General features: G+C 35.4%; 17 protein-coding genes. 5 read left to right on the top strand and 12 right to left on the bottom strand.

Going from position 1 to position 15,885, the window contains the following annotated elements:
* Positions 1 to 389 precede the first annotated feature (389 nt).
* From NK356_RS23030 to NK356_RS23020, 3 genes are read right to left on the bottom strand one after another with little or no spacing between them, the layout of a single operon-like run.
* Positions 390 to 1,403 (bottom strand): TQO small subunit DoxD, encoded by a 1,014-nt coding sequence (locus tag NK356_RS23030; RefSeq protein ID WP_253318150.1) that lies wholly within the window; start codon positions 1,401 to 1,403, stop codon positions 390 to 392.
* 52 nt (positions 1,404 to 1,455) lie between these two features.
* Positions 1,456 to 1,812, bottom strand: a complete 357-nt coding sequence (locus tag NK356_RS23025; protein ID WP_253318149.1) for a hypothetical protein — start codon at positions 1,810 to 1,812, stop codon at positions 1,456 to 1,458.
* 38 nt (positions 1,813 to 1,850) lie between these two features.
* A complete protein-coding gene (locus NK356_RS23020; RefSeq protein WP_253318148.1) occupies positions 1,851 to 2,765 on the bottom strand; it encodes an alpha/beta hydrolase in 915 nt (304 codons plus the stop codon).
* Positions 2,766 to 2,934: 169 nt separating this feature from the next.
* On the opposite strand from NK356_RS23020, the gene NK356_RS23015 reads away from it, so the two are divergent.
* Both NK356_RS23015 and NK356_RS23010 read left to right on the top strand, forming a co-directional pair.
* Complete coding sequence (locus NK356_RS23015) at positions 2,935 to 3,252, top strand: MazG-like protein (protein ID WP_253318147.1); 318 nt, start codon at positions 2,935 to 2,937, stop codon at positions 3,250 to 3,252.
* Positions 3,252 to 3,812, top strand: a complete 561-nt coding sequence (locus NK356_RS23010; protein WP_034699953.1) for a DNA-3-methyladenine glycosylase I — start codon at positions 3,252 to 3,254, stop codon at positions 3,810 to 3,812. Before NK356_RS23015 ends, NK356_RS23010 begins: the two co-directional genes overlap by 1 nt.
* A gap of 170 nt (positions 3,813 to 3,982) precedes the next feature.
* Here NK356_RS23010 and NK356_RS23005 read toward each other — a convergent pair whose 3' ends face one another.
* Together NK356_RS23005 and NK356_RS23000 are read right to left on the bottom strand one after the other, a co-directional pair.
* On the bottom strand, positions 3,983 to 4,492 hold the full coding sequence (locus tag NK356_RS23005; protein WP_034699954.1) for a hypothetical protein: 510 nt from the start codon (positions 4,490 to 4,492) through the stop codon (positions 3,983 to 3,985).
* Positions 4,493 to 4,576: 84 nt separating this feature from the next.
* Entirely contained in the window at positions 4,577 to 4,942 is a 366-nt protein-coding gene (locus NK356_RS23000; RefSeq protein ID WP_034699957.1) for a helix-turn-helix domain-containing protein, read from the bottom strand.
* 91 nt (positions 4,943 to 5,033) lie between these two features.
* On the opposite strand from NK356_RS23000, the gene NK356_RS22995 reads away from it, so the two are divergent.
* Positions 5,034 to 5,564 (top strand): NAD(P)H-dependent oxidoreductase, encoded by a 531-nt coding sequence (locus tag NK356_RS22995; RefSeq protein WP_034699959.1) that lies wholly within the window; start codon positions 5,034 to 5,036, stop codon positions 5,562 to 5,564.
* An 89-nt stretch (positions 5,565 to 5,653) separates the two neighbouring features.
* Here the strand turns inward: NK356_RS22995 and NK356_RS22990 are convergent, their stop codons facing one another.
* The 4 genes from NK356_RS22990 to NK356_RS22975 form a co-directional block, all read right to left on the bottom strand.
* The gene (locus NK356_RS22990; protein WP_034699961.1) at positions 5,654 to 6,157 is read right to left on the bottom strand and encodes a DUF2199 domain-containing protein; all 504 of its coding nucleotides are present in this window, start codon (positions 6,155 to 6,157) and stop codon (positions 5,654 to 5,656) included.
* A 6-nt stretch (positions 6,158 to 6,163) separates the two neighbouring features.
* Positions 6,164 to 7,633 carry an FAD-binding oxidoreductase gene (locus NK356_RS22985; protein WP_253318146.1) on the bottom strand — a complete coding sequence of 490 codons (1,470 nt, stop codon included), beginning with the start codon at positions 7,631 to 7,633 and terminating at the stop codon, positions 6,164 to 6,166.
* Between the two features lie 33 nt (positions 7,634 to 7,666).
* Positions 7,667 to 9,253 (bottom strand): patatin-like phospholipase family protein, encoded by a 1,587-nt coding sequence (locus NK356_RS22980; RefSeq protein WP_034699965.1) that lies wholly within the window; start codon positions 9,251 to 9,253, stop codon positions 7,667 to 7,669.
* Between the two features lie 162 nt (positions 9,254 to 9,415).
* Positions 9,416 to 10,315 (bottom strand): CorA family divalent cation transporter, encoded by a 900-nt coding sequence (locus NK356_RS22975; protein WP_034699967.1) that lies wholly within the window; start codon positions 10,313 to 10,315, stop codon positions 9,416 to 9,418.
* 73 nt (positions 10,316 to 10,388) lie between these two features.
* On the opposite strand from NK356_RS22975, the gene NK356_RS22970 reads away from it, so the two are divergent.
* The gene (locus tag NK356_RS22970; protein WP_034699968.1) at positions 10,389 to 11,411 is read left to right on the top strand and encodes a 3-oxoacyl-ACP synthase III family protein; all 1,023 of its coding nucleotides are present in this window, start codon (positions 10,389 to 10,391) and stop codon (positions 11,409 to 11,411) included.
* A gap of 192 nt (positions 11,412 to 11,603) precedes the next feature.
* Here the strand turns inward: NK356_RS22970 and NK356_RS22965 are convergent, their stop codons facing one another.
* A complete protein-coding gene (locus NK356_RS22965; protein ID WP_034699971.1) occupies positions 11,604 to 12,764 on the bottom strand; it encodes a thioredoxin family protein in 1,161 nt (386 codons plus the stop codon).
* A 301-nt stretch (positions 12,765 to 13,065) separates the two neighbouring features.
* Between NK356_RS22965 and NK356_RS22960 the strand changes: the two genes are divergently transcribed.
* Positions 13,066 to 14,694, top strand: coding sequence for an AraC family transcriptional regulator (locus tag NK356_RS22960; protein WP_253318145.1), 1,629 nt, complete (start codon positions 13,066 to 13,068; stop codon positions 14,692 to 14,694).
* A gap of 316 nt (positions 14,695 to 15,010) precedes the next feature.
* Here NK356_RS22960 and NK356_RS22955 read toward each other — a convergent pair whose 3' ends face one another.
* Positions 15,011 to 15,220, bottom strand: a complete 210-nt coding sequence (locus tag NK356_RS22955) for a hypothetical protein (RefSeq protein ID WP_034699977.1) — start codon at positions 15,218 to 15,220, stop codon at positions 15,011 to 15,013.
* 300 nt (positions 15,221 to 15,520) lie between these two features.
* Positions 15,521 to 15,670: a hypothetical protein gene (locus tag NK356_RS22950; RefSeq protein ID WP_253318144.1), complete on the bottom strand. Its 150-nt coding sequence runs from the start codon at positions 15,668 to 15,670 to the stop codon at positions 15,521 to 15,523.
* Between the last annotated feature and the right edge of the window lie 215 nt (positions 15,671 to 15,885).

Genomic DNA, 15,885 nt, shown 5'->3' with positions numbered 1-15,885 from the left:
AAAAATCATCCTAAAAAAATAATATGGGTAGTTTATAAACAAAAACCGCCTCAAGGAAAATGAGACGGCTTCTTTTTCTGTCAATGAATAGTTGTTTTAGTAAAAACATATAAAAGGTCTCGAGGATGTAGCTGATTATGCAGATCTTAATTTTAAAAGAATTATAATCATGGAGAAAAAATTTCAATAGGAGTGGGCTTTAGCCCATTCACAGAAGAAGTAAACCTTCCAACGGCTTTAGTCCAATTTTATTCAATAGAAATGAGCTTTAGCCCATTTAATTAAATGATTTAAATTCCTTTGGTTTTAGCCAAAGCATAAAACGTTAAAATAATAAGCTCCAATCCCCGAAACCTGTATCTCAAATCCTGAATCCCGAATCCCAACCCTTATTCAATCTTCTCTATCCACTCAATACCACTTACATCAATCAGTTTCAGGGTATGAATTTCATTTTTTTCAAAAATATCATCAATATTCAGAGTAACATCAGCTTTTGCTCCCAATGGAATTACCAGACTGTGTTTTCCCGGTTTCACTTTGGCGACATAATGATTCTGTATATTTTCTTTAGGAATTCCGGAGAGTTCTTTATGATCGAATTCCTTTAAAATCTTTCCGTTTTTGTCGAGAACATGAATACCTATTAGGAAAGAACCGTACACATCAGCACCTTCTGTTCTGTAGACTTCAAATGTCAGCTTGGAATTGTTATGAGAAATATTTGAAATCTCCAGTTTAGGTTTTACTGATTTATTATGCAGCGTTCCCCATACACCTCCATGGAAGTATTGATTGGTAAAGAGAGTTAATCCGAATATAATGAGCGAGCCTGACAGTACAAGAACTTTTGGTTTTGAGACAGGAAAAGTTCCTGATCCCAACCATTGGAACCATCTTTTCTGGGTGAAATTTTTGTTGTTTTTTATGAAATAATAGTCCAGGGAATAAGGTCCGCTTCCTGTAAGAAAAAGAACAAATCCGCCTGCAACACCTAAAACACCAATCTGCCATTCATCAAGACAAGTTGTTCCCAGCCATCCGGAACCTAATAAAATTCCTAGAGCAAGGCTGAAGATGCCAATACTCATTAAGCGGGTAAATAACCCAAGGATGATGAATAAACCCACAATGGCTTCGATAATGGTAAAAATCATCATAGAGCGTTGCAAAGCATCAGGATGAGTCACCAGATATTCAATAATGGGTTTTATTCCCAGGGCATTTGGTAAGAAATGATTGAATTTTTCCCCGATATATCCCTTTTCATCAGGAATAAGCTTGTTTTCGAGGATCAGTCTGCGCCAGAACGCTGAAAAGTAGGTCCATCCGATAACCATGCGGAGGGATAAAGTATATAATCCGGCCAGCTCTGAAGACTGACGGTTTAAGATATGTTTCATTGAAATTAATATTGTATTGTAAAAAACTGATTTTTAATTAGGCTTAAAAAAATTAAACCAGATTAAGCTTCAGTCTTTTAAATAAAATATACTTCGGTGGGCTGTTTCCTGTAGAATGCCCTGAGTAGTTATTGAAAGAAATCTTTTTTTCAACAGAATTTCCGGTTGTTGAAGAAAAATCAGAAAAAGGATTTCTGTATTGGCTCTGAGTTTTGTTTTTTGAAACCGAAATTCCGGAGGAAGCTGATGCCGAATCACAACTGAAAGAAAGTGAAGAGGTAGTTTTGATCTTATTCAGTCCGCTGATGAACTGAATGTCAAAAATATCAAGAACATTTCTTTTTACAGAACATGGAGATAATGAAAACACCAAAATCAGCATCGTAATGATCGCTTTATAGGTTTTCATATGGACTCCTGAATTGTGCATGATTACAAAACTACACTTTATTTCAATGTAAGCTTAATAAATTCTAAAAAATCGTTTTGCTGATCTACAAATAAGTAATGGGAACAGTTATCAATGAGTCTGAAGTTTTTCTTCCCGACAATATTTTTAAGATCATTTAGCTGTTTCTCTGAAAATATGCCGTCATTCTTACCATACACTGCAAAAACGGGAATTCCTTTTCTTCGGATAACTTTTAAAACTGTTGTGTTATCCAGGTTATTCAAAGGTTCATTTTGATAGAATTTAATGGGAGAATCAGCATTTCTTATATTGTTTTTGTAAAATTCCCCTGCTTTGTACTCCGTTCTCAGTATTTCACTTTCAGGAGTTGGATGTGGCATATCAAAGAAGCCAAGTTTCCCAGCTATATCATAGCATCTTTTTCTATAAGCAGCAGAGTTCTTGTCCAGACTTTCTATCTCTGAAATCTCTTTAAGCTGTGCAGCATCATTTTTAAAATGTTCTTTAGCCTGTTTTAAAATATGATCATAGGTTTCCTGTTGGGTAAATAAAGCTCCTGCCAACGTAAGTGTTTTTACTTTTTCAGGAAACTGAGCTGTAAATAAAGTCCCGATAATTCCACCAAAACTATGGGCAAGTATATTTGCTTTTTGGAGGTGATAAGTTGTGTAAATATTTTTTAAATCCTCAAAACTTTCTTTGAATGTCATGGTGGCATTCTCATTTTTTGAGCGCCCTTCACCACGCCTGTCATAAACGATCACATAAAATCCTTTATCGGCAAGCTTCTGAGCGGTAGTTCCTTCAAACAAAGTAGCATTTCCGCTTGGTCCGCCATGGATAAAAATGACGGGAGGTTTTTTGGGATTTCCATATGCTTTTGAATATAAATTCTGTGCTTTGAAGAAGATTGAACATATAATAAAAAGAAGGGAAAACACAGATTGCATGATATCGTTTTTAAGTTCTCTAAACTACTAAATATTCTCTGAGCAGAAGAAGATAAAATGAATGGAATTATCATTACATTTAAAAATTGAAAATCACTACTGACGGACAGTTGTCACAGCTCTGGTTTATTTTTACCCTTTGAAAGTCTTTACTTAAAAACAGAGAAATATGGACACCAATAATTTTGATACCATCGTCAAACGTTCTTTAGACATCAGAGAGAAGTATCATCAGCTGGAAATAAAAAGCAACGGAAAAGAATGGTCAGTGGAAGAAGATGCACTTGCTTATCTTACCGATGCCGGATTGGTAGGGAGAAATGTAATGTCCCATCAGAAAACATGGCTGAAGAAAGATTCAGCAGAAGAACTGGAGCATAAATTAGCCGAAAATATCTGGTGGCTGATTGTTCTGGCAGACCGTACAGGAATTACTATTAAAGAAGCCATGGACAAATTTTTAACGAAAACAGAAAATATATTGTAATGAGTTATTGTTTAGCAATAGAAGGAATGCAGCCCGAAAGCAGAAAAGAACTGCACAAAAATTACCATGACAATTATTATGGGTATCCTATTCATGATGATAATGAATTGTTTGGAAGACTCATTCTTGAAATCAATCAGGCAGGATTAAGCTGGGAAACGGTTCTGAAAAAAGAAGACAGTTTCAGGAAAGCATATGACCAATTTGATATTCAGAAAATAGCAGATTATACAGAAGAAGACCGCGAAAGATTATTGAGCGATCCGGGAATTATCAGGAATAAGCTAAAAGTAAATGCTGCCATTGAAAATGCCAAAACAATCATTGCATTACAAAAGGAATTTGGTTCTTTTGAAAAATGGCTGGAGCATCATCATCCAATGACTTTGCAGGAATGGATGAAGCTTTTCAAAAAAACATTCAAATTTACAGGAGGAGAGATTGTCAATGAATTTCTTATGAGTACAGGATATCTGAAAGGCGCTCATCATGAGAGCTGTCCGATTCACTCAAAAGTGTTGACTCAAAAGCCTTTGTGGAAGGAAAAAATAGCGAAATAATATATAGGTTTCTACGGAATGACAAATAGAATTTTTTGACATTAGGGACAAACTGTTTCATTCCGTAGAATCTGAATTTTTTAATTTTTTTGATGTTGTATTAGCTCTTTATACTCATTATCCTGACAGAAAGACTCAAAACAAAAGAGATTGTATAAAGTGATGTTATTTTATTTCATACTTCTTACAGAAACATCAGGTTTTTCACCTTGTGGAACAATAAAGATTGCATTATCATTGATTGTGTCTCCCGGATCAAAATAATAACTGCCGGTTACCGGAATTGTACTGGTGATGAGTTTCCCAGACTTGTCATAAGCAGAGTAGGTAACATTAATCATTTGGGCCTTCATTTTTAACTCTATCTTTTTAGAGGTTAGCCTGGCTCCGGTTGCATTAATACAGTCCAGTTCTACAAGGCCTATGTTGCTTACAATTTGAGGAAAGGCTGATAATCTGATGTTGAATGCCTTATCTGAAGTATTCTTTACCGATGCAGAAACTTTATATCGGTCGTAGGATTTTCCACCGGCTTCTACACTTTCTTTATTGAGGATATTAAAGGTAACCGCCATTCCATTGATATCGATTGTCTGGCCGTCAGAAATTTTTTGTGCATGTATATTTATTCCAGCAAAGACAGCAATAGGGAACAATAGTAAAAAAGTCAGGTTTTTCATAGTATTGGTTTATATATTTAAATATAATTATTTTATGTGAAATAATATAATGTGGTACTTTTTAAATATAAAACCACTTTTAGCTTATTGTTTTTTCATGATCTCTTGATGCTCCTTACCCCATTTTTCAAACTCAAGAATGATAGGCTTCAGTTTATAGCCAATTTCTGTAAGTTCATATTCTACCCTTGGAGGAACTTCTGCATATACGGTTCTGGTAATGATCTTATCTTCTTCCAGTCTTCGAAGTTGAAGCGTTAGCATACGTTCAGTAATGTTCTGAAGTTTCTTTCTCAGTTCCCCGAATCTCATTTTCCCGTTGATCAGATAACAACAGATGGCCAATGCCCATTGCCCTCCGATCGTGTTGGATGCATAAATTTCCGGACATTCATCAGCAAGCGCTTTCTTATTGGCAAAATTGGTAGAGGTTTCCTTTATTTTAGTCATTACTTACATTTTTTATAGTACCATACAATAGGTTGCTAATGTACGAAATGTAAGTTACGTGTTGTAATTTTGTAATAGAAATTTAAACAGAATGAAGACTTTAGTAATTGTTACACATCCAGAGATTGAAAAATCTGTGATTAATAAAAAATGGATTGACGAGTTAAAAAAATATCCTGAAAAATATACTGTTCATCAACTGTATGAAGCTTATCCTGATGGAAAAATCAATGTAGCGGAAGAGCAGAAGATGATGGAATCTTATGATAAAATTGTATTCCAGTTTCCTTTTTACTGGTTCAGTAGTCCGCCACTTTTGAAACAATGGCTGGATGAGGTGATTTTGTATGGCTGGGCATATGGAAGTACCAGTGGTTTCAAGCTGGCTGGAAAGAAAATGTCACTGGCCGTTACCGCAGGTATAGATGAAGAAGCCTACACTGCATCCGGAGTCTATAAATACACAATGAACGAACTTTTCAGACCTTACGAGCTGACTTTTGATTATATAAAAGCCGATTATAAGGAGCCTTTCGTCTATTACGGAATTGAAAGGGACTCTTCCGATGAATGGATCAACAGAAGTGTTCCTATGTATCTGGAGTTTTTGGATAATTTATAATTTTTATTAGGAATCTATCAATATATTTTTTTGATAGATTCCTATTCCAGATGCTGCTGCAATATTTCTAAAACTTAAAGGAAGTTCATCTATTCTTTATTTAAAACCCGATTAATCCTCTTCTCTGCTTCCTCCTTTGTAATGCCATGATAAAAATCGTCCACAAAAGGATGATCATAACTTTGGTGAGGATAGACAAAAGGTCTTCCGATAGAATTGTTTACCACTACAGTTGTGGGAACACTTTCCTCAAATTCATAATCCGGAAGATAGGTAGAAAGCCATCCGAAATATTCTGCTTCAAATTCCTTATTGTCATAATTTTCAACATATTCATTGAAGTTTTTTTCACTCAGAGAAACCCAGATTCCGTAATCCAGATTTCTGCAGTCATCCATAACTTCCTGTACAAGAACAGTACGGATAAATCTGTGGGTATCTTCAGAATCTTCAACAACACATAAATCTGAAGTAAGTTCAGCATTTTTGAGTTCCTCTTCCGATAGGTCATAATAGAAATAAGGAGCATTATAGGCTATTGCAGGCCAGTCTTCTTTCTCTTCTCCACAGCATTGGCAGATGTATTTCGTCATCGTGTTTTATTTATAATGTTGGTAAAATTTATTGTCAAAGATCTCAGAAGGATCATATTTTCTTTTCAGTTCAAAAAAAGATTCTGCCTGCGGATAAACCTTTCTCATTTTCTCTCTGCCAATATGAAGGCGGTAAGGAAGGTAGAAAGTACCCTCATTTTTCAGAGCAATATCTACCAGATGATTGGTCAGAATTTTCATAGCCTGCTCCTGCTTCTCTGTTTTCTTTTGATTGAATAAAAATACAAATCCAAATACATCTTCCCTCGCATAGTTCATATAGCTGTCTTCATCCTTATTCACCGCACGGATGGTGATATTAAGTAAATCCAGCCCTGAGCTTTTCAAAACAGGTTTTATATCTTTAATAAACTGACTGAAGTTTCTCTCCGGAATAAAATATTCCTGAAGAAGGTCTGTAGAATTTGGATCTTTATTTTCAATGAGTGAAACATGGTCATTCAGAAGCTCATTTCTGGAATACACTGCATTTTTTGTCATCTTATTCATTCCGGTTTCCAGATCCCAGCGAAGTCTTTTCCCGTATTCACTGTTGACTGTACTTCTGAATACAAGACGTTTAGTTTCTTCATTTTTAGCATTTTGAAGCGGAAGTGGCAAAGGTTTTTCATTGGCTTTCTCAAAATAATTGATGGTAGCCTCTTCAAGAAAATGTTTGTCTGAAATTCTCAATCTTCCGAAAACCAGGTTGACAGCAGGATTTTCTGATATAAACTTTTTATAATAATTAGGATACTGATCTGCGCTTAAACGAATATATTTATACTGAAGTGCAACATTCTCTACCACTTTTAATTTAATATCAAGAATAATCCCGAAAAGTCCATACCCTCCGATTACCAGCTTGAAAAGTTCAGGGTTTTCTTCTCTGCTGCAGTTGAGAATGCTTCCGTTCTGATCCATTAGTGAAAATGATACCACACTGGAGGAAACAGGAGGAAGATTTTTCTGCCATCCATGACCGTTGACACTCATTGATCCACCCACAGAAAAAGAACTGAAAGCCTGCATCACAGCAATAGATTTTCCATGTTTGTCCAGATATTTGATCGCATCTTCCCAAAGAGCTCCGGAGCCAATGGTAAGGATATTGTTCTTTTCATCCAGCTCCATATGTTTGTAAGGAAGCATATTAAGTAGGATTCCGTTAGGATAGATGGTATGTCCGCCCATACTGTGCTGTGCACCGGCAATAGAGATTTTTAAGTTCTTCTCCTTTGCATATTGTATGATCTGACGGAGTTGATTTTCAATTTCAGATTTTGATGACGGTACTTTGATAAGTGTATCAATCTTTGTTAAATTCAGTTGGCTTGCATCATTGGTATATCCTTCAGGAATTTCATTTTTAACATCAGATTCACTCCATTTTGTTTTAAGAACATGAATAACAGGAATCGAAATAAAAATAAGGATCATGACCATCCCCAGGATAAAAACAGGTCTCTTTTTCATGGTTATTTAAAAAGCTAAAATACTTAAAAATCCTTATCCTACCGTAGGCGTATCTTCTTCCTTCAATATTTTTTTCTCTTTCATCGTAAGCATCATTCTTTCATATTTGTACTTTTCCCAGCTGAACGTATTGAGGAAATCAAGAGCGGCCTGAAAACCTCTGTTAAAAAGTTCTTCCTTTTCCTCTTTTTTCATGAAGAAATTCAGCCAGCTGCTGGTGCCACAATTGACACTCTGTATGCTGTAAGAACGGTAAAAAGTATGTTTGGTAAGGAATGTCTTATCATTAAAACCTTTCAGTGTACTGATGATATTTCCGGCATAGCTGAACGGTGTTTTAAGGATTTCTTCACTGGTTTTTCCTTTTTCAGAAAGAATCGCAGAATCGCTTGTCAGCTGTACCCCGAAAAGAGGCATTCTCGGATAAAAAACTTCATCGGCATGAAACAGGTCAATAGGAAAATTGGAAATACTTCCACCATCAATGAAAACTCCTGCAGGATTAATATCATCAGGTTTTGTATTCATCCAGTATCTCCAGGCGTACTTTACAGAATCGTCATTCTTATTGATTTGTTTCTGAAAAGGTTCAAAGAAAAAAGGAACCGCCATAGAAGCTCTCACAAATTCAGCCGGGCTGATGTGTTTCAGCTCCTCTTCAGACCAATAGAGATTGGCCATCGTAGGAAGTTCTACCTTAATTTTAGCATTGATATCTGTGGTAATAACAACATATTCAGACTTTAGAAGGTAGAAGGGGTTGTTTTTATAGTAATCATTGTTGACGGCGCTTTCATAGAAAATTCTGTAACGGGTTGGGTCAATATGTTCCTGATTTTTGACTTTAATTTTTTCAATGCTTTGCAAAGCCATCAGATAATACTCCTGGCCGTTTCCATATCGATAGTTGAGATTAAGATCCTTTTCTTTCTGAATGAATTTTTCGTTGAGATGGGCAACAGTTTTTATTCCAAATTGATCCAGCGCATTTTGCATGGTATTCTGAAAAGCATTTCCGGGATTCAGTCCGCTGTTTTCCTTTCTGAAATTATTGTACAGCTTTTGGATACAAAAAAAGAGGATGACAGCCGGAATCAGAGGAATCAAAAACATCAGCTTAGCATTCATAATCGTCGTTGAAGGTGCCAGAAAAGGAATGCTGATCAGAATCATAAAAAGGATAGCGGCAATAACAGCATTGATCTTAAAGAAATCTTTGTTGTTCAGCATCGCATGCAGAGTGGTTTTTACATAGGTTTTCCCATCCATAAAATCTGCAAAATTCCAGCTGAAAAGAATATCCTTGATCAGTTCACTTTTAGCTTCTTCTTTGGTTTTACAAGCAGCAATAAGCATCGTATTAATAGCTCCTGCACTCGTTCCTGCTACTTTCAGAAAACGGATTCCAAATATTTCCAGTCCATAAAGATAGCCTACCAATGCACTTCCCCAGACACCACCACCTTCCTGTACAAACTCTACATACTGATTCCCGGACTGATCGAGGAGATCAGAGAATTCTTTGGAAGAGATATTCTCATGCAAAGCAAGCAATTTATCTTTGGATGCTTGTGATAGAGAAGGATCTTCAAGAATTTTGTTGAGGTTCTCAGTAATCATGGTATTTTGTTTAGATGGTGTACAGTTATTATGAAACCGGGTGAATCAATCTTTAATTTAAAATAGTTGCCAGTTTGTATTTTATTGGAAATGAAATCTTCACACTTTAAAACCAGATGCCATTGGGTATTTTATGCACCTTTGTGTTCATGGAAAAATGAATTACCATTGTCTTCGTCTCACATAAATAAAGGTACTGATGACAACGGTTGCCATTGCTCCCAATGTGATAAAATATCCATACTTATGATGAAGCTCAGGCATATTATCGAAGTTCATTCCGTAAACTCCGGCAATAAAAGTGATGGGTAAGAAATAGACTGAATAAATTGCCAGAACCTTCATCACCTGATTGGCCTTTTGATCCGAAAGAGCCAGGAACATAGAAATAAGGTTGGTAATCTGAATATTCAAATGATCAAAATCGGCAACCACGTCTTTATGTTTATCTTTTAAATCAACAATCTCAGAGTCCTGTAAATTCAATAATTTAAATTTGTCAATAGCATCCGTAGAAATTACAAGCACACGGGAGTTCAATCCGGATTTTCGCTTCAGCTTGTAAAGACGGCGGATCTGGCTGGTATGATTGGTGTTTTTAAGGAAAATCTCATTCTCAATATTGTCCATTGTTTCAAACAGACTTAAAGATTCATCATCAAAACTTTTCATGATCAATATAGCAATCATCAGCATGATTTGCTGAGGTTTAAGGTCTTCCTGAATTAAAGACACTTTTTTCTTGGTCTCGGAAATACTTCTGGTTTTCATCCTGTGGATGGTAATAATGGTATTTTCCACCAGAAAGATTCCAATTTTGGTGCTGATATCACTGATTGTATTGAGATTCTTTCTTTCCAGTTCTGTGCTTTCACGGAGTAAAAAGAATTTTACATTCCCGTCTTCTTCATATTTTGGAAGGTGATTAGGATCCATCGTATCTTCCAGAAGAAGATTATTGATTTCATATCTTTCATGAAGAAATTTCAGGTCTTCTAAAGTAGGAGCCTCTACATCTACCCATTCGCACTGGGAGGTTCTGTATATCGTATCAATTGGCATAAAGTAAAAATACTAATATTTTGAAAAAGTATGTGTTAAATAAGTTTTATCTTTGCCAAAATTAAAAAACTATATGATTAAAAGTACCATAAAAGGGGTGGGATTTTATGTTCCAGATAACGTTGTTACCAATGATGATTTGGCAAAACTAATGAATACCAATGACGAATGGATTACGGAAAGAACAGGGATCAAGGAAAGAAGACATAGAAAAAACAGAAACGATTCCCAGGAAACCACTGCTTATTTAGGTTTTAAAGCTGCAGAAAAAGCGATCCAGAATGCTGGCCTTACCTCAAAAGATATCGATTATATTGTTTTTGCAACGCTTTCACCGGATTATTATTTTCCTGGGTGTGGAGTATTGCTTCAGGATATGCTGGGATGTGATACCATTGGAGCATTGGACGTAAGAAATCAGTGTTCAGGATTTGTATACTCAATGAGTGTGGCTAATGCATTTATCAAATCAGGAACTTATAAAAATATCCTTGTGGTAGGAGCAGAAATTCACTCTTTCGGATTGGATTTTTCTGACGAAGGAAGAGGTGTGTCTGTTATTTTCGGAGATGGGGCAGGAGCGGTTGTTCTTTCTGCATCAGAAGATGAAAATGCAGGAGATATTTTAGCGATGAATATGCATTCTGAAGGAAAATATGCTGATGATCTTTGTACTCAGTTCCCGGGTTCAAAATACGGATGGAGTGACAGAATGAGAAAAGATCCTGAAAATGTAACAAACAAAGAAGTATATCCGATCATGAACGGAAACTTTGTATTCAAACATGCGGTAACAAGATTCCCTGAAACCATGATGGAAGCCTTGAACAAAGCAGGAAAAACAGTTGAAGATCTTGATATGTTCATTCCACACCAGGCGAACCTGAGAATTGCTCAGTTTGTACAGGAAAAATTTGGATTACCGAACGAAAAAATCTTCAACAATATTCAGAAATACGGAAATACGACAGCAGCTTCTATTCCCATTGCTTTAAGTGAAGCCATTGAACAGGGGAAAATCAAGAGAGGAGATCTGGTGCTTCTTTCAGCTTTCGGAAGCGGATTTACGTGGGGAAGTGTTCTTTTTGAATATTAATGAGCACGAAAGAGAGCTTATAGAAATTTAATATACTCTATTTTTCACTAATACTACAAATGAAGACGTGAAAATTCCCCTCCACCGGAGGGGTGGCGAAAATTCAAAGAATTTTTGACGGGGTGGTTCAAACATAAATAAAAACCCCGCAGAACTTTAGTTCTGCGGGGTTTTTATTGTACTTATTTCTTATTAAAGGCTCTTCAAAAGTTTTTCCGTATCAGAAGAATCCTGTCCGGTACTTTTTGCTAATTCAATAGACTTTTCAGCCCACATTTTAGCGTTTTTCTTATCACCTACCTTGTTGTAAAGATTGGCTAAAGTATCAGTATTGGCAAAATTCTGATCTTTCTTTACAGATTCCTGCGCCCATGCAATGGCTTTTTCCAGAGAAGTTTTATTGCTTACATTTTCAAAAAAGTTCCATGCAAGAGAATTCAGTTCTTCAGAACCGGCAGCAGTATAATCTTTGTAAAGGTCAAGAATTAGTTTTTCATATTCAGGAATATCTTTATTCTTTAAAGCTCTGTTGGCTTTCATTCTTTTTAAGATTTTGTCAGCCTCTTCTTTGCTCAGGAATTTCTGAGTTTCAGCCATGAAATAGTTATCATCCCATTTCTTTGTATCCGGATTATAAGCTTTTTTAGAAACAGTGTTCAGTTTAATATTCTTATCAAACTTTTCATATTTATCTTCCGGGAAAAATTTAACGATATCAGCTTTTTTATCCTGGAAAATTTTGTACAAAGGACTGTCTGTAGTTTGTACTCCTGAAAGTAGCATTTGGATATCTTCCTGATCTAAGCTTGCTTTCTGTTGAAAATAACGGTTAAGAACTTTCCCGGCAAACTCAGCGTCGTTATACATGGTAAGTCCGGCAAGATTCTTTAAAAACTCAGGATCTTTTTCTCCTTTTTCAAACTGTTGCTTCAAAGAAGTAAGTCTTTTGTTTGGATCTTCTGCGTCTTTTGCAAACTGGATAAAGTCTTTTTCTTCCACATATCCTAAAGTTCGGTGTACAGCTTCACCACTTCCATCAATAAACAGGTAAGTAGGGAACGCTTTTACATTATATTTTTTTGCCAGCTCAATTCCTTCTCCTTTTTCCATATCAATTTTAGCATTGATAAAGTGAGAATTGTAATATTCTCCTACAGACTGAAGTGGGAAAATATTTTTAACCATCAGTTTACAAGGTCCACACCATGAGGCATATGCGTCAATAAAGACCAGTTTTTTTTCTTTTTTTGCTTTGGCCAGAATAGAGGCAAAATTGCCTTCTTCAAATTTAATTCCCTGCGCCCATGCAAGGGCTCCTATAAAGATTGAGGAAAGTATTGCTATTTTTTTCATAAAAACTTTTTATTCCATGCAAATGTAATAAATATGATGACACATGAGCCGTTCATATTGAAAATAATTATACAGGAACTTTGGTTTTAAAACAGGCATCAGCTTGTATTAAAGATAATCATTTATTATTTTAGTCTTATTATTAAAATTAATGTAAAATACTGTTTTAGGTTAAATGATTAAATTTCAATATAATATTTTAATAAAAAATAAAATATCACTAGTTTTGTAAAAAACAAAAAGACACCCCGTGAAAATAATGATGAATTATTATAAAATCAAAATAATAATTTATTTTTCTATGCCTAAAAGTCTTTTGCAATTTTTATTTCTGCTGGCAACAGCAGTCCCCATATTCGCTCAGAAAAAAAATAACTTTGACCTTATCTGTGAGAAGACCTCTTCTGTTACAGCCTATAAAGATTTACCCAAAGCAATCAAAACTGCAGATTCTCTCTATATGAAGGCACAAAAACCTTCGGAGAAAATAAAATGCCTTGTGCTCTCTTCAGAATTATACCATCATGCAGGTGAACTTAAAAAAGCAATCTGTTACAGCGAAAATGCCCACTCGGTAATCAATCAGATTAATGATCCGGAATGGATGGCTGTGGTGACCAGATTACTTGCGAGACAATATAGACAGGTAGGGTTATACGAAAGATCAAAAAAATACATTGTAAAAGGGCTTCAGGCTTCAGGTCAGATTGTTGATTTTCAAAAAAGTAGCGAAGCTGCAGGACTGTTGAATCAGGAAATGGCCTTCTATGAAATGGAGATGGGGAATTTTCCCAATGCAATACGTGATATTGAGTCCTCTCTGAAATATTTTGAAAAAATAAATAGCCAAAACGAAAACAGAACAGCCGCAGCTTCTTATCAGCTGCTGGGAGATGTCTATTTCAAACTTAATGATTATTCTGTTTCCGAAGACTATTATCGAAAAGCAGAAGGCCTGCTGAAAAATGGAAGCTGTACACTGGGATTGGTGTATAATGGCTTAGGAGGAATCCGTCTGAAGCAGAAAAACTGGAAAGATGCTGAACTGTATCTTAAAAAGGCAGAGAAAATAGCGGATACATCCAGAAGTCTTAAGCTTAAAAAAGCTGTTTATTCCAATATTAATGATTATTATGAAGGAATTGGAGACAATTTTAAAGCTTCATTATATGCTGTGAAATATATCCGTGCCTATGACAGTATTGCGGCCCGTAATCAAAGTTTTACACCAAAAGGTGCTGAGATTCTGAAAGGGAAAAGTCATAAAAATGATGGACATATGAATCTGATTAAAAACACAGCCATTATTATTCTGTTTATCTCGCTGGTGGGCTTACTTATTTTCTTCAGGACAAAGCAGAGACAACAGCGTTCAAAATTCAGAAATATTATAAGAACTCAGTTAAATATGGTCAGTAACAGAGTTCATTATCCTTTAGCTCAATCTGACGATGCTGAGTTTTCGAACATATTTGTGGAAGAAATTGATGAAAAAGATTCTGAAGAAGACCGAAGAAGAAATGATTCCCTGATGACTTCCGAGACAGAATCGAAATTGCTTGAACTGCTTGAAGATTTTGAAAAAGGTGATCTTTATAATAATAAAGGAATGTCTCTGTCTTTTCTTGCAGGTGAACTGAATACCAATACAAAATATCTGTCTTATGTAATCAATCAGCATAAAAATGCAGATTTCAAAACCTATGTCAATCGTTTAAGAATCAATTATATTGTAGACAAACTGATCAATGATGAGAAGTACAGGCAATATAAGATAAGTATCCTTGCTGACGAATGTGGATTCTCTTCACATAGTAAATTTGCTGCTGTCTTTAAAGCGGTTACAGACTATTCTCCTTCAGCATATATCAAATATCTGGATGCTGAAAACCCATCAGATAAAAATGTTCATTTTCCGGAAAATGATTAAAAAGAGAGGCTTTATTTAATTCTATCTTGCCATTTTCACGAAAATGAACAACCTATTATTTTAAAGGAAACCCCTGCTATCATATCTTTGCGCCAGTTTCGCAGTGCACAAGACAATTCTGTTACAGCTTATCACTTTTATTTCATTTCTGAACTAAGATCATTATAAGAGAAACTGCATTCCCATTTTTAATCTTTTAAGGAAATATTCTGATCAGAATATCTACCATATGCTATAATCGGGGTTGATTGCCCGGTTTTTTTTCAGTCAAGTTTTTTTAAGTGCAAATCCACAGAATTTCTGTGGATTTGTGATTTTATTTAACTTTTGTACTGTCGGTTTTGGTTTTTAAAGTATCAGAGACAACCGGTGATGATTCAGAATTTGCTACTGCAGAATCTCCCATTTTGTTCAACAATGAATCCTTGTTATGGGCATCTTTAAATTCTTCTCTTTTTTCTTTGTTTTGAGCACAGCTTCCAAGGAAAAGAATTCCAAGAAATGCTCCTATCCATAGTTTTTTCATAATAGTCAATTTTAATGTTTCGTTTTAATCAAATATAATGATTTAATTAAAAGATAAAAGATAAAAGATAAAAGATAAAAGATAAAAGATGTTTTTATTAAAATTCAATAGAGGCGGGTTTTAACCCGGCTAGCCATAAATCATGCATCCATTGGCTTTAGCCAAAACCTAAAAATAAACATCTTTCAAAACAAAACTTAATTATCGCTTTCACATTTTGGCTTCTAATCTTTTCAACAAAAAAAATCTGCAGAGCTTTCATCTGCAGATTTTCCATTTTTAGATTGAATGTTATCATTACTACTTGACAGGAGACGTTGCCATAGAATCCCTTTTTATCTTGGTAGTATCAGGATTCGTCATTTTTGTAGTCATTGTATCAGTAGTGGCAGGCGTCATACTTTTTTGCGTATTACCTACTGCCGCTGAATCCCGGCTACTCGTTGACATTGTCGATTCTTTGGTTCCACAGCTCACTGCAAATATTCCTATTCCAACAGCTGTTAGCAATAACTTTTTCATATTCTTCTATTTTGTGGTGTTGTAGTAATGGAAAAATCAACAATTATTCCTAACAGGGCCTGAAGAATCGTAAAATATCGGTAAAGTTTGTTAAAAGATGTTAGGTTGTAAGGGGATCGGGTTTCGGGGTGCGAGGTGCGAGA

Origin of the sequence: Chryseobacterium sp. S0630 (assembly GCF_024158915.1) — a bacterium.
Classification (GTDB): Bacteria; Bacteroidota; Bacteroidia; order Flavobacteriales; family Weeksellaceae; genus Chryseobacterium.
The sequence above is the reverse complement of the archived record's forward strand: the minus strand, read 5'-3'. Positions and strand labels throughout refer to the sequence as shown.